General features: G+C 74.0%; 16 protein-coding genes. 8 read left to right on the plus strand and 8 right to left on the minus strand.

From position 1 onward, the window contains the following. Positions 1–124: 124 nt before the first annotated feature. Positions 125–2392 (minus strand): heavy metal translocating P-type ATPase, encoded by a 2268-nt coding sequence (locus tag PUR26_RS25020; protein WP_329875238.1) that lies wholly within the window; start codon positions 2390–2392, stop codon positions 125–127. 350 nt (positions 2393–2742) lie between these two features. Here PUR26_RS25020 and PUR26_RS25025 point away from each other — a divergent pair, with 350 nt between their 5' ends. From PUR26_RS25025 to PUR26_RS25040, 4 genes are all read left to right on the plus strand, one after another. After that, a complete protein-coding gene (locus PUR26_RS25025) occupies positions 2743–2946 on the plus strand; it encodes a hypothetical protein (protein ID WP_329875240.1) in 204 nt (67 codons plus the stop codon). Positions 2947–3021: 75 nt separating this feature from the next. After that, positions 3022–3714, plus strand: a complete 693-nt coding sequence (locus PUR26_RS25030) for a copper homeostasis protein CutC (protein WP_329875242.1) — start codon at positions 3022–3024, stop codon at positions 3712–3714. Between the two features lie 72 nt (positions 3715–3786). Next, positions 3787–4323, plus strand: coding sequence for a VOC family protein (locus PUR26_RS25035; protein ID WP_329875244.1), 537 nt, complete (start codon positions 3787–3789; stop codon positions 4321–4323). Continuing rightward, entirely contained in the window at positions 4316–5119 is an 804-nt protein-coding gene (locus PUR26_RS25040; protein WP_329875246.1) for a MerR family transcriptional regulator, read from the plus strand. The genes PUR26_RS25035 and PUR26_RS25040 overlap by 8 nt, the downstream gene beginning before the upstream one ends. 100 nt (positions 5120–5219) lie before the next feature. Here PUR26_RS25040 and PUR26_RS25045 read toward each other — a convergent pair whose 3' ends face one another. Continuing rightward, entirely contained in the window at positions 5220–7244 is a 2025-nt protein-coding gene (locus PUR26_RS25045; protein WP_329875862.1) for a HelD family protein, read from the minus strand. 356 nt (positions 7245–7600) lie between these two features. On the opposite strand from PUR26_RS25045, the gene PUR26_RS25050 reads away from it, so the two are divergent. Continuing rightward, complete coding sequence (locus PUR26_RS25050) at positions 7601–7777, plus strand: hypothetical protein (RefSeq protein WP_329875247.1); 177 nt, start codon at positions 7601–7603, stop codon at positions 7775–7777. Positions 7778–8434: 657 nt separating this feature from the next. Here the strand turns inward: PUR26_RS25050 and PUR26_RS25055 are convergent. From PUR26_RS25055 to PUR26_RS25065, 3 genes are all read right to left on the minus strand, one after another. Then, a complete protein-coding gene (locus tag PUR26_RS25055; protein ID WP_329875249.1) occupies positions 8435–10093 on the minus strand; it encodes a DNA repair helicase XPB in 1659 nt (552 codons plus the stop codon). Between the two features lie 256 nt (positions 10094–10349). Then, on the minus strand, positions 10350–10502 hold the full coding sequence (locus PUR26_RS25060; protein ID WP_329875251.1) for a hypothetical protein: 153 nt from the start codon (positions 10500–10502) through the stop codon (positions 10350–10352). Between the two features lie 445 nt (positions 10503–10947). Then, positions 10948–13581 (minus strand): helicase-associated domain-containing protein, encoded by a 2634-nt coding sequence (locus PUR26_RS25065; RefSeq protein ID WP_329875253.1) that lies wholly within the window; start codon positions 13579–13581, stop codon positions 10948–10950. A 73-nt stretch (positions 13582–13654) separates the two neighbouring features. Here PUR26_RS25065 and PUR26_RS25070 point away from each other — a divergent pair, with 73 nt between their 5' ends. After that, entirely contained in the window at positions 13655–14767 is a 1113-nt protein-coding gene (locus PUR26_RS25070) for a hypothetical protein (RefSeq protein WP_329875255.1), read from the plus strand. A gap of 224 nt (positions 14768–14991) precedes the next feature. Beyond that, positions 14992–15624, plus strand: coding sequence for an HAD family hydrolase (locus PUR26_RS25075; RefSeq protein WP_443077157.1), 633 nt, complete (start codon positions 14992–14994; stop codon positions 15622–15624). Here the strand turns inward: PUR26_RS25075 and PUR26_RS25080 are convergent. Beyond that, the gene (locus tag PUR26_RS25080) at positions 15594–15851 is read right to left on the minus strand and encodes a hypothetical protein (protein ID WP_329875259.1); all 258 of its coding nucleotides are present in this window, start codon (positions 15849–15851) and stop codon (positions 15594–15596) included. The genes PUR26_RS25075 and PUR26_RS25080 overlap by 31 nt on opposite strands. Before the next feature lie 202 nt (positions 15852–16053). Here PUR26_RS25080 and PUR26_RS25085 point away from each other — a divergent pair, with 202 nt between their 5' ends. After that, positions 16054–16437 carry a cold-shock protein gene (locus PUR26_RS25085; protein ID WP_329875261.1) on the plus strand — a complete coding sequence of 128 codons (384 nt, stop codon included), beginning with the start codon at positions 16054–16056 and terminating at the stop codon, positions 16435–16437. Positions 16438–16544: 107 nt separating this feature from the next. On the opposite strand, the gene PUR26_RS25090 is transcribed toward PUR26_RS25085, so the two are convergent. Together PUR26_RS25090 and PUR26_RS25095 are read right to left on the minus strand one after the other, a co-directional pair. After that, positions 16545–17381, minus strand: coding sequence for a 1,4-dihydroxy-6-naphthoate synthase (locus PUR26_RS25090; protein WP_329875263.1), 837 nt, complete (start codon positions 17379–17381; stop codon positions 16545–16547). Beyond that, the gene (locus PUR26_RS25095; protein WP_329875265.1) at positions 17378–18166 is read right to left on the minus strand and encodes a futalosine hydrolase; all 789 of its coding nucleotides are present in this window, start codon (positions 18164–18166) and stop codon (positions 17378–17380) included. The genes PUR26_RS25090 and PUR26_RS25095 overlap by 4 nt, the downstream gene beginning before the upstream one ends. Positions 18167–18174: the final 8 nt, after the last annotated feature.

Genomic DNA, 18174 nt, shown 5'->3' on the forward strand with positions numbered 1-18174 from the left:
GCGGCCCGTGCCCGGCCCGCCGCGGTCCGGAGCCGGTCCGGCTCCCTTGGCCGCTTCGGCGTCCCCGCCCGCCCTGGCGCCGGGCCGCCTGCTTCACCGCCTGTTTCGCCGCCTGTTTCGTCGACTACTTCGCCGGCTTGAAGCCGCGCAGCCGCAGACTGTTGCCGACCACGAACACCGACGAGAAGGCCATGGCGGCCCCGGCGATCATCGGGTTCAGCAGGCCGGCGGCGGCGAGGGGGATGGCCGCCACGTTGTAGCCGAAGGCCCAGAAGAGGTTGCCCTTGATGGTGGCCAGGGTGCGACGGGAGAGGCGGATGGCGTCCGGGGCGGCCCGGAGGTCCCCCCGTACGAGGGTGAGGTCACCGGCCTCGATGGCGGCGTCGGTGCCGGTGCCCATGGCCAGTCCGAGGTCCGCCTGGGCGAGGGCGGCGGCGTCGTTGACACCGTCGCCGACCATGGCCACGCTGCGGCCCTCGGCCTGGAGGCGCTTGACGACGTCCACCTTGTCCTCGGGCATGACCTCGGCGATGACCTCGTCGATGCCGACCTCGGCGGCGACGGTACGGGCGACGGCCTCGTTGTCGCCGGTCAGCAGGATGGGGGTCAGCCCCAGGGCGCGCAGCCGGGTGATCGCCTCCGCGCTCGTCGGCTTCACCGCGTCGGCCACTTCGAGCACCGCGCGGGCCTCGCCGTCCCAGGCCACCGCGATGGCGGTACGCCCGGCGGCCTCGGCCTCCCGGCGGGCCTGCGCCAGCGGGGCGGGCAGTTCCAGCGCCCACTCGGCGAGCAGCCGCTCACGGCCGACCAGGACCGCGTGACCCTCGACGACACCCTGGACGCCCAGGCCCGGGATGTTCGCGAAGTCCTCGGGGACCGGGAGCGCGCCGGCCTTCTCGGCGGCGCCCGCGGCGACGGCCTGGGCGATCGGGTGCTCGGAGGCGTGCTCCAGCGCGCCCGCCAGGCGCAGGACCTCGGTCTCGTCGGTCGAGCCGGTGGTGTGGACGGCCAGCAGGGTCATCCGGCCGGTGGTGACCGTGCCGGTCTTGTCGAGGACGATCGTGTCGACGCGGCGGGTGGTCTCCAGGACCTCCGGGCCCTTGATCAGGATGCCGAGCTGGGCGCCGCGGCCGGTGCCGACCATCAGGGCCGTCGGGGTCGCCAGGCCCAGGGCGCACGGGCAGGCGATGATCAGCACCGCGACGGCGGCGGTGAACGCGGCGGTCAGCCCCGAGCCGTTGCCGAGCCAGAACCCGAGCGTGGCGACGGCGAGGCCGATGACCACGGGGACGAAGACGGCGGAGATGCGGTCGGCGAGCCGCTGGGCCGCCGCCTTGCCGTTCTGGGCGTCCTCCACCAGCCGGGCCATCCGGGCGAGCTGGGTGTCTGCGCCGATCCGGGTGGCCTCGACGACGAGGCGGCCGCCCGCGTTGATCGTGGCGCCCGTGACCGCGTCGCCGGCACCGACCTCCACGGGGACGGACTCGCCGGTCAGCATCGAGGCGTCGACGGCGGAGGTGCCCTCGGTGACCGTGCCGTCCGTGGCGATCTTCTCGCCGGGCCGGACCACGAAGCGGTCGCCGACCTTCAGGTCGGCCGTGGGCACACGGACCTCCCGGCCGTCCCGCAGGACCGTGACGTCCTTGGCGCCGAGCTCCAGCAGGGCCCGCAGCGCGGCCCCCGCCTTCCGCTTGGAGCGGGCCTCGAAGTACCGCCCGGCCAGGATGAAGGCCGTGACTCCGGCGGCGGCCTCCAGGTAGATGTTCCCCGCGCCGTCGGAACGGGCGATGGTCAGCTCGAACGGGTGGGTCATGCCGGGCGTCCCCGCCGTACCGAAGAACAGCGCCCACAGGGACCAGAGGAACGCGGCCGACGTACCGACCGAGATCAGCGTGTCCATGGTGGCGGCGCCGTGCCGGGCGTTGGTCCAGGCGGCGCGGTGGAAGGGCCAGGCCGCGTAGGTGACGACCGGCGCGGCGAGCGTGAGAGACAGCCACTGCCAGTACTGGATCTGGAGCGCCGGGATCATCGCCATGGCGATCACCGGTACGGAGAGGGCGACGGCGGTGACCAGGCGGCTGCGCAGGGCGGTGAGCTCGTCGGGCGCGCCCCCGGCGGCCGCCTCGGGCCCGTCCGGCGCGGCGGCCGGGGGGGCCGGCTCGTGCGCGGTGTAGCCGGTCGCCTCGACGGTGGCGATCAGGTCGCGTACGGAGACGTCGTCCCCGTCGAAGCTGACCTTCGCCTTCTCGGTGGCGTAGTTGACGGTCGCGGTGACGCCGTCCATGCGGTTGAGTTTCTTCTCGATCCGGGCGGCGCAGGAGGCGCAGGTCATGCCGCCGATGGCGAGCTCGACCTGGGCGGCGCCGCCGGCTGTCGACGTAGGGGTGCTCATGCTGCTCCTCGGCGGTGGACGAGTACCTCGGTTGTCTCGCGTATCTCGGCGAATTCGATACCCCTAGGGGGTACCTCGTCGCACTCCATGTATACCTCTGTGGTGCGTGAGGATGCAAGGATACCCCCAGGGGGTATGGTGGGAAGGCGGGGTGCGTCATCGGGGCTCGGCATTCGTCACCCGTAGCGTGCGCCCTCATCGGACGGCGGATCGTCGATCGACCGATCGACCGATCCTTCGGTCAACCGATTCACCGATCCACCGATCCACCGATGCGCCGAGCCACCGATCCGTCGGTCAGCCGATCGACCGGTCCATCGATCCGCCGGTTTCGTGAAAGAGGAGTCAGCATGGGTAGGGAAGCGAGTAGCGGAGTGAAGATCGCGGCATTCGCCGTGGCGCTGGCCGCGGCATTCGGCGTCGCCTACGGGGCCGGCGCGGCGGTGGATCCCGTGGTGGTCGTCGAGACCGGCCCCGGGGCCGACGGTGGGCCCGGCGGCCGTTCGGGTGCCGGTGTCGACGAGCCGGGGCACGAGACGGGCCGCACGCATTAGGCTGAGCCCATTGGACTAGACCTGTAGAGCCGTAGTCCTCGTGCCGATCGTCGACTTCCCGGAGGAATGGGTTCCATGAGCAACCGCGCAGTCCTGGAGGTGATCGCCCTCGACGCGGAGGACGCGATCGCCGCCCAGGCCGGAGGAGCCGACCGTCTTGAGCTGGTCACCGACATGGCGGCCGACGGGCTGACCCCGTCGCGCGAGACCTTCGCCCGCATCCGGGCCGCCGTGGACATCCCGCTGCGCGTGATGCTGCGCCTCGCCGACGGCTTCGCGGCCGGCGACGTCGACGCGCTGGTGCGCGTGACGCGGGAGCTGCGCTCGGAGGGCGCGGAGGAGTTCGTGCTGGGCTTCCTCGACGAGGAGGGCCACCCGGACCTGGTCACCGTCGAGAGGCTCATCGCCGAGATGGAGGGCTGCTGCTGGACGTTCCACCGGGCGATCGACCGGACGAGCGACCGGGACGGGCTGCGCAAGCTCCTCGCCGACCTCCCCGGCCTGGACACCTATCTGACGGCCGGCTCCGCGGCGGGCGTCGACGAGGGCCTGCCGACGCTGCTCGCCGAGGCCGCACGGCGCGACGAGCCCGGGTACGAGCCGCAGATCCTGGTCGGCGGCGGTCTGCGGCTCGAACACGTCCCCCCGCTCCGGGCGGCCGGCATCGACGGCTTCCACATCGGCGGCGCGGCCCGCCCGGCCGGCTGGTCGGCCCCGGTCTCCCCGACGGCGGTCCGCACCTGGCGCAAGGCGCTGGACGAGGACTAGAGGGGCTGGAGGACTGGACGGGTCACCGGTACGGCTTGACCCTCCCGCTGCGTGAGGCCGGAGGGTGGGTGCATGAGCGACTACTACAACGCGTTCGAGATCAGCCCCGTACCCGCCCCCGGCCCGGACGCGGTCCCGCCGGAGCCCTTCCGCGGCATCTACGGAATGCCCGCCTTCGTGACGATCCCCACGACCGATCTGGCGGCGTCGGTGGACTTCTGGACTCGTGGGCTCGGGTTCTTCGAGCTGTTCACCATCCCCGGCACGCTGGTGCATCTGCGCCGGTGGGCGTTCCAGGACGTACTCCTCGTCGCGGCGGCGGGCGTTCCGCGGGAGACACCGGCGACGAGCGTCAGTTTCGCGTGTGTGCTCGACCAGGTCGACTCCCTCGTCGAGGCCTGCCGGGCGGTGCGCCCGGACTCGGTCGACGGTCCACGGGACACTCCCTGGAACACCCGCGACGTGGCGGTGACCACCCCCGAGAACGCGCGGATCGTCCTCACCGCGGCAAAGCCCTTCGATCCGGCCAGTGAGGAGGCGCGGAACCTCGCGGCCATCGGGATCACCCCGCCGGGCGCCGGCCGCGACGACAATGAGGAACATGCCTGATGCCACCGACGCCGACGGCCTGACCGTCGGTCAGGTCTCGGCGCACCTCGGCGTGACGGTCCGCGCGCTGCACCACTGGGACGAGATCGGTCTGGCGCGGCCGTCGCTGCGCACGGCCGCCGGATACCGGCTCTACACCGCCGGTGATCTGGAACGCCTGCACCGCGTCGTCGTCTACCGGGAGATCGGTCTCGGCCTGGACGGCATCCGGACCGTCCTGGACGACCCGACCGCGGACGTGCCCGGCGCGTTGCGCGCGCAGCGCGCCCAGGTCGCGGAACGGATCGACCGCCTCCAGCGGCTCGGCGACGGACTGGACCGGATGATCGACGCCCATGAGCGCGGCCTGCTGCTCACCGCCGGGCAGCAGGCCGCGATCTTCGGCCCCCGGTGGAACCCCGACTGGCCCGCCCAGGCCCGTCAGCGCTACGGAGACACGGCGCAATGGCTGCAGTACGCCGAACGCTCGGCCTCTCGCGGTCCGGAGGAATGGCGGACCGTCGCCGACGCCGTAGCCGCCTTCGAGCGCGCCCTCGGGGAGGCGATGGACGCCGGCGTCGCACCCGGCAGCCCGGAAGCGAACCGACTCGTCGAGTCGCACCGCGAGGTCTTCGCTTCGTACTTCCCCCTCACCCGGCAGATGCAGGTCTGTCTCGGCCGCATGTACGAGGCCGATCCGGGATTCGCCGCCCACTACGACGGCATCCGCGCCGGCCTCGCCACGTGGTTCCGTCGCGTCATCGACGCAGGCGCCCGCGCCCACGGCATCGACCCCGACACCGCGACCTGGGAGTAGGGCGCGGGTCCGCGGGCGGGTGCCATCGAGGCGGCCGGCGACGACGCGGCGAGGCGCGGTGCCGGGGCACGCGGGCCGGGCAGGATCCGGACGAGGTGCCCTACGCCAGCTGGGCCGGAAGCGGCGCCGCGTGGACGATCGTCAGGCCGGACACCGCCCGGGTCAGGGCCACGTACAGCCTGCGCAGGCCCGTCCGCTCGTCCGGCTCGCCGTCCACCACCGCCGACGGCTCGTCCAGCACCACGTAGTCGTACTCCAGGCCCTTCGCCAGGGACGCCGGCACCAGCGTCAGGCGGGACTCGGCCGTCGTCTCCTCGCCCGGGGCCAGGCAGGGGAGCCCCGCCGCCTCCAGCGCCCCGGCCAGCGCCGGGACGCGGGCGTCCGCGGCGATCAGGCCGATCGACCCCTCCCGGGTCAGCGACGCGACGCACGCCTCGACCACCCCCGCGTCCAGGGCGTCCACCGGTCGTGGCCGGATCTCCAGCGAACCCGGCGCCTCACGCACCGACCGCACCGGGGCCAGCCCCGGCGACATGTGCGGCAGCAGCCGGGACGCGTACGCGATGACCTCGCGCGGCACACGGAAGCCGGCCGTCAGCTCCTCCACCACGGCGTCCGGCTTGCCCAGGTGTCGCAGCGCCTCCGCCCACCCGGACGTCGCCCACGGCGTGGTGCCCTGGGCCAGGTCGCCCAGGACCGTCGCCGAACCGGTGCTGCACCGCCGGCCCACCGCCCGGTACTGCATCGGGGACAGGTCCTGCGCCTCGTCCAGCACGACATGGCCCAGCGAGTGCGTACGCGACACCAGGTCCATCACCTCGTCGATCAGCACCGCGTCCGCAGCCGACCACTTCGCCGACCGCACGGACCGCGGGGGCTTCGCCCACAGGAGGGACTTCTGCTCGTCGGCGGTGAGGAGGCCCTCGGCGTGCGCGGCGAGGAAGTCCGCGTCGGACAGCAGCCGCAGGACCAGCTTCGCCGGGTCCACCGGCGGCCAGACCGCCTTGACGAGCGCCTTCACCGCCGCGTTGCGGGCGACCGCGTCCTGCACCCGGTCGTCCGGCGCCTCGCCCGCCTGCTCCATCCGGACCAGGACGGCGTGTGCCACGCGCTGCGGGAGGGCGTCGCGGGCGGCCCCGTAGCGGATGTCGCGGTCCAGCAACTCCTGGACGATCTCCTCCAGTTCGTACGCGGGGATCCGCCACCGCCGCGAACCGCGCACCACCATCAGCGCCTCGGCGGGCATCGTGACGTGCGATCGCACCGCCCGCCGCAGCACCTCCGCCATCCGGGCGTCGCCCTTCACCACGGCCGTCGCCGCCTCGTCCGTGCCGCGCACCTCGACGTGGGCGACCAGATCGTCCACGGTCGCCTGTTTCACCTCCAGCTCGCCCAGGGCGGGCAGCACCTGCTCGATGTAGTGGAGGAAGGACCGGTTCGGCCCGATGACCAGCGTGCCGGTCCGGGCGAGCCGCTCCCGGTGGGCGTAGAGGAGGTACGCCACCCGGTGCAGGCCCACCGCCGTCTTCCCGGTGCCGGGGCCGCCCTGCACACACACCGTGCCGCCCAGCCCGGACCGTACGATCTCGTCCTGCTCCGGCTGGATGGTCGCCACGATGTCCCGCATCGGACCCACGCGCGGCCGCTCGATCTCCGCCTGGAGCAGCGCGCTGACCTGCTCGCGCTCGGTCACGTCGGTGAGGTGCTCGTCCTCGTACGCCGTGAGCTCCCCGCCCGTGTAGCCGAAGCGGCGCCGCAGCCCCACGTCCTGTGGGTCCTTCCTCGACGCCCGGTAGAACGGCTGCGACACCGGCGCGCGCCAGTCGATGACCATCGGATCGCCGTCCGCGTCGTGGACGTGCCGCCGGCCGATGTAGAAGCGCTCCCCGTGGGCCCCTTCGGCCCGGTCCGCGCCCACCTCGTGCAGGTAGTCCAGCCGCCCGAAGAAGAGCGGGGTGTGCGAGAGGTCGGCCAGCGCCTTGATCCGGTCCTCGATCTGCGCCTCCAGCACGGCGGCGTTGACCCAGTTGGCGGTCACGTCACGGATGTCGAGCGCCTGGACGTCCTCGCGCATCGCGCGCAGCGCCGCCCGCGAGGCGGTCAGATGGGCCCGCTCACGCGACAGCGGGTCGTGCGGGCCGTGCGAGTCGTGCGGGTCGTGGGCGGCGCCCGCGTCGCGTCGCTCACGCGGGAGCGGGCGGTCCGGGTCCGGTAGTGGGGCGTGCGCGGGCACGGCGAAGCCTCCGTCTGTCGTACACGAGTCGGTGGTGGCGGCCGTCCGGTTTCCGACCGGAGGGCGGCTCTCCGCGAAGGAGGCGGGCAAGGCGGGAGATCTTAGCCAGGCGCGCCGGTCCCGTCGAACGGATTTCCCGGCCGGCCGGCCCGCAGGGGACGCCGTATACCGGAAGTCGTACCCGCCCGCGAGCCGGGTTCCGTCCACGGACCGATGTACCGGGAGAACCGCGAATCCATCATGGACGCATGACCTCCATGACCTTCACGCGCCACAGTTCCGGCGCCACCGCACTCGGAACGACCCCGCATCCGTCCCACCGCCTGGGCAACGCCCTGCGAGCCGTCAAGGTGTTCGCCGAAGCCGCGCTCGGAGTGGTGGTCCTCGGGGAGTACGCCGAGGAGGCGGGCGTCAAGCGCCGCTGAACCCGGACACGTCCGATCCACTAGGGTCACGGCCGTGACGTACCGGTACGTGTCCCCACGATCACTCCTCGCGTACGGACTGATCGTCCTGTCGTCCGCCGCGGCGCTGGCCTGCACCGACGGCTTCCCGCGCCCCACGACCGTCGTCGGGCTGCCCGCCTCGCACCCGCCCTTCGCCGCGATCCTCCTCGTACCGGCGACCTGGCTGCCGGCCTTCGCGCTCGACGCCCTGCTGCTGCTCCTGCTCGTCCACCTCGCACGCCGGTTCACCGGGGACCGGGCCCGGCACGCCCCACCGGCCGGCGCGGCCGCCGCCGGGATCTGGCTCGACCCCGTACTCGCCGCGCTCGGACTCGTCGTCCTGTGGGACCTGTCCCGCCGGCGCGGCGCACTCGGCAGGGGCTTCGTCCTCGGAGCCGCCGCCGGTGTCGAACTGCCGCTCGCCGTCCTCATCGTGCTGCTGCTGATCACCGGCCGCCCCCGGGACGGCCTGATGGCCCTGGCGGCCCTGACCGGCACCGCCCTGCTGGGCCTGCTCGCACTGCCCGAGGCGGGCGCCGACTTCTGGACGCGCCACTGGGCGTGGTGCGTCCCGCTGCTGCTCGCCCTGGCGGTGGCGGCGGCCCGGCCCCGCGGGACCGGGCCCGGGGCGGCCGCTCAGCCCTGGTGGTCCGGGTCTCCCGCGAGCAGCTCGTCCGCGTCGACGATCCGGTACGCGTACCCCTGCTCGGCCAGGAAGCGCTGGCGGTGCGCCGCGAAGTCCTGGTCGATCGTGTCGCGGGCGACCACCGAGTAGAAGTGGGCCTGGTGGCCGTCCGCCTTGGGCCGCAGGACCCGCCCGAGGCGCTGCGCCTCCTCCTGGCGCGAACCGAAGGTGCCCGAGACCTGGATCGCGACGGTCGCCTCCGGCAGGTCGATCGAGAAGTTCGCGACCTTCGACACGACCAGCACGCTGATCTCACCGTTGCGGAACGCGTCGAAGAGCTTCTCGCGCTGCGCGTTGGACGTCTCGCCCTTGATCACCGGCGCGTCGAGGTGCTCGCCCAGCTCGTCGAGCTGGTCGATGTACTGGCCGATGACGAGGATCTGCTGGCCCGCGAACTTCCGTACCAGCGCCTCCGTCACCTTCCGCTTCGTCGCCGTCGTGGCGCAGAAGCGGTACTTCTCCTCCGTCTCGGCCGTGGCGTACGCCAGCCGCTCCGTCTCGGTGAGGTTGACCCGGACCTCGACGCAGTCGGCGGGCGCGATGTAGCCCTGCGCCTCGATCTCCTTCCAGGGGGCGTCGAACCGCTTCGGCCCGATGAGCGAGAAGACGTCCGACTCGCGCCCGTCCTCACGCACGAGCGTCGCGGTCAGGCCGAGGCGGCGGCGCGCCTGGAGGTCGGCGGTGAACTTGAAGACCGGCGCGGGCAGCAGGTGCACCTCGTCGTAGACGATCAGGCCCCAGTCGCGGGAGTCGAACAGCTCCAGGTGGGGGTAGATACCCTTCCGCTTGGTCGTCAGCACCTGGTAGGTGGCGATGGTGACCGGGCGGATCTCCTTCCTCGTACCGCTGTACTCGCCGATCTCGTCCTCGGTCAGCGAGGTCCGCCTCACCAGCTCGTGCTTCCACTGGCGGGCGGAGACGGTGTTGGTCACCAGGATCAGCGTGGTGGCCTTGGCCTGCGCCATCGCACCCGCGCCGACCAGCGTCTTCCCGGCGCCACAGGGCAGGACGACGACACCGGAGCCGCCGTGCCAGAAGCCCTCGACGGCCTGCTTCTGGTACGGGCGCAGCGCCCAGCCGTCCTCGGCGAGGTCGATCCGGTGGGCCTCGCCGTCCACGTATCCGGCCAGGTCCTCGGCCGGCCAGCCCAGCTTCAGCAGCGTCTGCTTGATCTGCCCGCGCTCGGAGGGGTGGACGGCGACCGTGTCCGGGTCGAGCCGCGCGCCGACCAGCGGCTGGACCTTCTTGGACCGGAGGATCTCCTCCAGTACGGGACGGTCGGTGGAGGTCAGCACCAGGCCGTGGGTGGGGTGCTTGGAGAGCGTGAGCCGGCCGTAGCGGGCCATCGTCTCGGCGACGTCGACGAGCAGCGCGTGCGGTACCGGGTAGCGGGAGAACTCGACGAGCGCGTCGACGACCTGCTCGGCGTCATGGCCCGCCGCCCGGGCGTTCCACAGGCCGAGCGGGGTGACCCGGTAGGTGTGGATGTGCTCGGGCGCACGCTCCAGCTCCGCGAAGGGAGCGATGGCGCGACGGCACGCGTCCGCCTGCTCGTGGTCGACCTCGAGCAGGAGTGTCTTGTCGCTCTGGACGATAAGTGGTCCGTTCACGCCTCACCCTTTCCTGATGGCCTTCGGTACGCGGCCAAACATCCAGTGTCCCGCATTCGCGGTCCGCGTGGGGAGGGTGCGACGGCGTGGGGGTGGTGAACGGCCGATCAGGTCGTGCGAGGCCGAGGCCGAGGCCGAAGCCGGGGCCGGGCCCGGCGCGGGGCGGGGCGGGGGCCCGGGGCCGCCGGTCACGGGTGAGGGTGGTGAGCGGCGGCCCCCGCCCGGCGCGGGGCGGCCCGTCGTCGTCCGGCCGGGGTCAGAGCGTGATGTTCTGCAGCAGTGGGCCCTCGATCTGGACCTCGCCCAGCGGTCCGGTGATCGGGGGCAGGGGCAGCGCGGCGGCCGGGGTGACCAGCGCCCCGAGCACGAGCGCGGCGCCTGCCAGGGCGAGGGCGATACGACGGGTCATGAGGGTCCTTCCACGGTCGGGTCCTTCCACGGTGGTCGGCGTACCGGAGGGTCCGCGCCGTGCGGAGCGGCGCGGACCCGGTCGTTACCGGATACGGCGTGGGGCGGGGCGACGTCCGGGCGGCCGGTCAGAGCGTGAGCCCGCCTCCGAGGTCGATGCCGATCGCCGCCGCCTGGGTCGTGAAGGCGCTCAGGAAGGCGACGGCGGAGAGGAGGACGGTGGAGACACGGCGCATGGGGGATACCTCTTTCCTGCGATTTTCCTGCGATGCTGCCCGGTCGATGTCGTCCGGGCGGGACGCCTCGTGGCTGCCCACGCCATGTCGTGGGGATGCGAAATGTCGTCCTGGGGTGGGGTATTGCTCACTCGGGAGTGGTAAATCGGGCCTCCGTGCGCATGGACCGCGCGAAGACGGGGGGCGACGAGGGCGACGGGTGCCCCTGACTCAGACCGCGTCGTCGGCGAGCTCCGCGACGCCCGTGATGCGGTGCAGGGGGTAGGTGCGCACCTCGTCCGCCGTGTGGTCGTACGCGGTGACGAAGCCGCCCTCCACCCGTACCGGCGCGATGACGCGCTGGCTGGCGGTGCCCTCCGCGTTGACATAGCCGATCCACACCACCGAGCCGGTCATCGCGGCCGCCTGGACGGTGGCCAGGGTCTCCGCCGGTGAGGTGCGCGGCAGTTCGCCGTCGGCGGTGGAGCGTGAGCTCGGCTCCTCCTTGCGGACCACCGTGGTGGCCAGGTCCCCCGCGCGGATGGCCTTCACGGCCGCGCCCAGCAGGGTCTCGTCGGGTGTCGGCGGGCCGTCGGGGACGGGCGCGGGCGCGGTGCGCCGCGGGGTGCGGCGGGCGTGGGCGCGGGTGATCAGGACGTCGCCCTCCACGCTCTCGGCGGCCGGCGCGAAGCCCATGGAACGCAGCCCTTCCAGCAGCGTCGCGGGATCGGCCTGGGCGGCCAGCACGGTCGGCGCGAGGCGGCGCAGCCGCAGGGACGCGGACCGCTTGTCGGCGAGGATCTCGCCCAGCAGGGTCTCGTCGTCGCACCGGACGTAGGCGGAGGCGGCGCCCACCCGGAGGTGGCCGTGCTTCCGCGCGACGTCGTCGATGAGGTACGCGAGCGGCTGGGGGACCGGGGTCCGGGAGTGAGCGGTCAGGAACGCGTGCAGGTCGCTGGCGGCCTGTCCGGAGTCGAGCGCGCGGCGCACGGAGGCGGGCGTGAAGCGGTACACGGTGGCACCGCCCTTGGACTCGATGTCCGCGAGTACGGAGAGCATGTCCGCGAGCGGCCGGCGCAGGGGGCCCGGGGCGACGGCGGTCAGGTCGGCCTGGAGCAGGACGTGGTCGACGGGCTCGGGCAGCAGCGGTGCGAGCAGCGCGGCGGCGCGGGCGCCGGGGTTCTCGCCGGCGAGCGGCCCGCGGGCCCTGCCGTGCAGGGGCAGTCTGTCCCCGGCACCGGACGCCTGGGCACCGGACGCCTGGGCACCGGGCGCCTGGGTGCCGGATGCCGGGGCGCCGGCCGGGGAGGGGACCGTGGCCGGGCGGAGGGGTGCGGGGCGCGGTGTCTCCGGGAGCAGTGCCCGGCCGTGGGACGAGAGGGCGCCCCGGCCCGTGACTCCCAGGAGTTCGGCCTCCGTCAGCGTCCAGGTCGCCAGGCGTACGCGCAGGTCCGCGCCCTGGGCGGCGGCGCCGCGCAGGGGCCGTTCCCAGCGCAGCCGGGCGATGAGGGCGTCGGCGTCCGGGGCCGAGCCGGGCGCCGGCGAGGCGAGCAGCGTGAGGACGCGCAGGCGCACCTCGGGGGCCGCGCCCCGGTCCAGGTCCGGACCGAGCACGGCCAGCGTGCGGCCCTTGGAGTCCTGTCCGCCGACCAGGCCGGACGTGCGGGTCGCCGCCAGCCATGCCGTGGCCAGCAGGGACCAGCGCTCCGCGGCCGGAAGCGCGAGCCACTCGTCGTACGCGGGTGTCGGGGCGAACCGCTCGTCCGCCTCGCCGTCGGACGCCAGCAGCCCGGCCGCGTAGGCGAGTTCGATCCAGAACGCGGCGGTCTGCTCGGTCACGTCCAGCGCGGCCGCCGTCCGCTTCAGGTCCCGTACCGACATGCCGCCGGCGCGCAGGACGGCGGGGCCGCCCTCGTTCCACTCCTTCAGCAGCTCCTCGACCGTCGCCAGCGCGGTGTACGCCTGGCCTGCGGCGGTGTTGTCCACAACCTGTGGACGGTGTTCCCTGGCCGCGGTGATCTCCGGGGGCAGCGGCTCCGGCGTCCGGTGCGCCCGCCCGGCGCGCAGATGGAGCGCGGCCTCACGCGGCAGCACCACCGTGCGCGGTGTCGCGGGCAGCAGCAGCCCCCGGTCGCGCAGCCACCGCACCGGCGGGGCCGGGTTGGGAGTCACCTCGCCGTACGGCGGTCCCCACACCAGCCGGTCCAGTACGCCGAGCGCCTCGACCGGCGCCGAGTCCAGCAGTGTGCCCATCCGCTCCCGGTCGGTGAACAGCTCCGTCAGCGCGGACACCGCGGACACCGCGTCATGCGTCGGGGGCAGCCCGGCCGCCGCGAGGATCTCCTGCACCCGCCCCGGCGACATCCCCGCCGTCGCCTCCGCGACCGTGGGGCCGAGACCGGTCGGCGAGGGGTGCTGCGGGGAGGGCGCGAGCAGCTCACGCGCCGTGCGCACCAGCCGCAGCCGCTCGTCGTCGCCCCACACCAGGGCCTGGTCGCGCAGCACGTCCAGCGCCCGCGGCAGCGCCGCCTCGATGTCGGCGTCCCCGTCGTCGCCGGCCATCAGCGCCCGCAGTACGGAGAGGGGCGCGGGGTCCGGGGCGACGGCCAGCGCCTCGGCGGTCTGCAGCGCGAACCGGTCGAGACGTTCCAGCGCCCGCACGACCGAGGCGCGGGTGCCCGCCCTGGTGGCGAGCTGCGTCAGGTCGTTGGGCACCGGCGCGAGGAGGTCGGGCCGCGCCCGCAGCAGCGTCGCCAGCCCTTCGTCGCCACGTGCCCGCAGCGCCTCCGCGAGGGTGCGCGGAGCCGCCGTACCGCCATTGACTTCGGGCACGTGCGCCTCCCGATCGAGCTCACCGGTCCCCATCCGCACCACGTTAGCCCCTGCGCAGGCGCTAACGTCGGGACAGGGCGGCAGCCCGTGGCCGTGGAGGGGCACTGTGGGGATCGAGAGCGACCAGCTGGTCTTCGACTATCTGAGCCGGGTCGGAGACCTGGCACAGCAACAACAGCTGTCCTCACAGACCCGGATGGCGCTTGTGTCGTCCCTGCGGGGCGAGATCGAACGGCAGCGTGCGAAGGACGGATCGGACGGCCCCGCCGCCGTCCGGCGCATCCTCGACGGCCTCGGCGCGCCGGACGAGGTGGTGGCGGCCGCGGCGGGCGGCGCGACCGGCGGCGCGCCCGCCGCGGAGCAGCCGAACGGTGTGCCGGAACAGCGCACGCCCCGTACGCCCGGCACCTCGCGTCCGTCGCGTACGCCCCGCCCGCCGCGCACCGAGCGCGCCTCGCGGACGAATTGGCGCATCCCGCGCCCGCGGGGTACCGGGGCGCAGGCTCCCGAGGCCCCTGCGGCGCCCGCCGAACCGCCCGGTCCGCACATGATCGGCATGGACGAGATGGGTCCGACGGACGGGCAGCCGGACTGGTGGCGGATCGACGAGGGGCCGTTCGGGCCGGGGGACATCGTGCCGGGCTTCCGAGGCGGGGTCGAGATCCCGGAGATGCTGAAGCCTCCGCCGAAGGAGGAGGACGGCACACGGGACGGCACGCGGGACGGCGAGCGGACGGGTGCCGCCTCGAAGGCCGCCCCGGCCGCCGGGGCGTCCGGCGTGGGGGTCGCGCGCCGCCTCGCGCGCCTTGTGCGCCGGTCGCCGCGCGCGGCGGCGGTGGCCGAACCCGTGGCCCCGGCGCCCGCGGTCTCCCCGGCGGCGTCCTTCGGCAGTCCGATGCTGCTGCTCGCGGCCGGGCTGCTGGTGGCCGGCGCCGTCCTCGGCTCGTGGCTGGCGCTCGCCGGCGGCTGGCTGCTCGCGTACGCCTCGCGCCGGCTCAGCCGCGCCGAGGCGAAGTGGGTGGTGCTCGGCCTTCCGGGGCTGGTCCTGGCGGGCGGGGGCGTATGGCTGTGGGGCAGGCTCGACGGCCGCTGGGGCGAACCGATAGCGCCGGGCGGCGACGCGATGGGCGAGGCGCTCACCGCGATGTGGCCGTGGCTGGTGCGGGGCGCGGCCGTCGCCTCCGCGCTCTACCTGGTGTGGCGGGCCCGGCGGCGCTGACGGGCGGCCCCTGTCCGGAACGCGTGCCGGGCGGCGCCCGTCCCGGCCGTCCCGGCGCGGCGTTCGCGGCTCCCGCGTCCTTGTCCGCCCCTGCCCGTCTCCGGCGCCGCCCGGCCCGCGGCCACGGGCCTGCCCGGTCGCGCCCGGTCGCGCCCGGCTCCGGCCTTCCGCCCCCCCGGCCCGGCCGCTCCCCGGCGTCGGGGCCGGTGGGCACAATGGCTGGCATGACCTCGCGCATCCCCACCGTCGGGTTCGACCTCGACATGACGCTCATCGACTCGCGCCCCGGTATCCGGGCCACCTATCAGGCGTTCTCCGCCGAGACCGGGGTGTGGATCGACGCCGACCTGGCCGTCACCCGGCTGGGGCCCCCTCTGGAACAGGAGCTGGCGAACTGGTTCCCGGCCGACCGGATCGACGCCATGGCCGACCGGTACCGGGAGATATACCCCCTTCACGCGATCACGCCGACTCTGGCGCTGCCCGGCGCGAGGGATGCGATTCAAGCCGTTCGCGCGGCGGGTGGCCGGGCCGTCGTCGTCACCGCCAAGCACGAGCCGAACGCCAAGCTCCACCTCGCCCACCTGGGTATCGAACCGGACGCGGTGATCGGCTGGCTGTGGGCCGAGGCGAAGGCGGAGGCGCTGCGCGAACACGGTGCGAGCGTGTACGTCGGCGACCACACCGGCGATGTGCGCGGTGCCCGCACGGCGGGTGCGCTCGCCGTCTCCGTGACCACCGGCCCGTGCGACGAGGAAGAGCTGCGCGCGGCCGGCGCGGACGTCGTCCTGCCCGATCTGACGGCTTTTCCGGCCTGGTGGGAGCGTTACCTGGGGGAGAGCGCCGCCTTGGCCTGACGGCGCTGTGCGGCGATGGACCGCAGCACTCCGGCCGCGGAGACCGCGAAGCCGACGCCCATCAGCATGCACACCGCGTACGCGATGGACGGGAACGGCTCGGTCCCCAGGAAGAGCGGGGCCATGGTGACCAAAGTGGCCACCGCGCCGATGATGAAGACGATCGCGCCGACGCGGACCAGACCGTCACCCGGCGCGGGGCTGCTCGAAGGGGTTTCACTACGCATTCAGCCAGGGTAGTTCCCCGGCCGGAGGAACAAATCGGAGACGTCTTGTCTCCAGCCCCTGGACCATTAGCCTTGGTGCGTCGGGGGTTCCGCCCTGCCCGGGCGAAGCGAAAGCCCGGGGGAGGGTCGGGCGACCCCCGGCAGTGCTATCCAGAGCCGATTTTCGCGGCGTCACCCATCGAGTACGAGGACGAGGACAGACGTGCCTACCGGCAAGGTCAAGTGGTTCAACAGCGAGAAGGGCTTCGGCTTTCTCTCCCGCGACGACGGCGGCGACGTCTTCGTCCACTCGTCGGTGCTCCCTGCCGGAGTCGACGCCCTGAAGCCGGGCCAGCGGGTGGAGTTCGGCGTCGTAGCAGGTCAGCGGGGTGACCAGGCGCTTTCGGTGACAGTCCTCGACCCGACTCCCTCAGTGGCGGCGGCCCAGCGGCGCAAGCCCGACGAACTGGCCTCGATCGTGCAGGACCTGACGACGCTGCTGGAGAACATCACTCCGATGCTGGAGCGCGGCCGCTACCCCGACAAGGTCCACGGGAACAAGATCGCCGGCCTGCTGCGGGCGGTCGCCGACCAGCTGGACGTCTAGCCGGCCGCACGCCCACCGCACGCCCAGGGCCACCGGACCCGGCAGGGCCACCGGACCCGCCACCGCGGGTCCGCCGCCCGGTGGCCCTCCGCCGGTGGCCTCCGCCGTCAGAAGGACAGCGCGTCGGGGCCGAGGGGCGGGACCAGTCCCTCGGCCGCCGCGCGGGTCAGCAGACCCCGCACCGCCGCGTAACCGTCCTCCCCGAGGTCCGCGGTGAACTCGTTGACGTAGAGCCCGATGTGCTGGTCGGCCACGGCGGGGTCCATCTCCTGCGCGTGCTCCAGTACGTACGGGCGCGAGACCTCCGGGTCCTCCCAGGCCATCCGGACCGAGGTCCGCGCCGATTCGGCGAGCACCTTCAGCGTCCCGGCCCCCAGCGACCGCTTGGCGATGATCGCGCCGAGCGGGATGGGCAGTCCCGTCGTCGACTCCCAGTGCTCGCCCATGTCGGCGAGGCGGTGCAGCCCGTACCGCTGATAGGTGAAACGGGCCTCGTGGATGACGAGTCCCGCGTCGACCTTGCCGTCGCGGACCGCCGGCATGATCTCGTGGAACGGCATCACGACGACCTCGCCGACCCCGCCCGGCACGACGTCCGCGGCCCACAGCCGGAAGAGCAGGTACGCCGTCGAGCGCTCGCTCGGCACGGCCACCGTCTTCCCGGTCAGGTCCGTGCCCGCCTCCCGGGTGAGCACCAGCGGCCCGCAGCCGCGCCCCAGCGCGCCGCCGCACGGCAGCAGGGCGTAGTCGTCGAGGACCCAGGGCAGTACGGCGTACGAGACCTTCAGCACGTCGAACTCGCCGCGCTCGGCCATCCCGTTGGTGATGTCGATGTCCGCGAACAGCACGTCGAGCTCGGGCGCGCCGGGCACCCGGCCGTGGGCCCAGGCGTCGAAGACGAAGGTGTCGTTCGGGCAGGGCGAGTACGCGATCTTCAGGGTCATGGTGCCTCCAGGTCCGGGAAGACGGTGGTGCCGAGCAGCCGGAAGGCCTGGCGCAGCGAGTCGAGCGCCGGTCCGATACGCCAGGCGGCGCGGTCGCGCGGGCCGACGGTGTTGGAGATCGCCCGCAGCTCGACGACGGGCACGCCGTAGGCGGCGGCCGCCTCGGCGACCCCGAACCCCTCCATTCCCTCCGCCCCGGCCCCGGGGTGGCGGGCCGTCAGCTCGCTGGTGCGGGCGGCGGTGCCGGTGACGGTCGACACGGTGAGGACGGGTGCGACGAGGTGCGGCAGTCCGCCCGCGCGCAGGGCCTCGGCGACGCGGTCGATCAGACCCGCCGGGGGCAGATGGGCCGAGCGGCCGAACCCGAGCTCCTCGACGGCGAGATAGCCCTCGGGCGTGTCCGCGCCGAGGTCGGCGGCGATGATCGCGTCCGAGACGACGAGGGCGCCGAGGGGCGCGCGGGGTGCGAAGCCGCCGCCGATCCCGGCGGAGACGACCAGGTCGTACGGGGTGGTGGCCAGCGCGCTCGTGGCACCGACGGCGGCGGCGGCCGGTCCGGCCCCACCGACGACGATGTCCACGTACGGGCCGGCCGTCGGAGCCGTCGGAGCCGACGGGCCGGGCTCCGGGCCCGTCGCCGTCCCCGTCGGCGCTTCCGGCGAGGACGAGGGTGACAGGCGCGTCACGGCGTGGCCGCTCGGGAGGACCCCCGCGGCCGACGAGGAGGCGCGGCCGACGAGGCCGGCGGCGACGGAGTCCGCCTCCGCCGCAACCGCCGTCACCACCAGGACGC

Origin of the sequence: Streptomyces sp. SP18CS02 (genome assembly GCF_036322365.1) — a bacterium.
GTDB lineage: Bacteria > Actinomycetota > Actinomycetes > Streptomycetales > Streptomycetaceae > Streptomyces.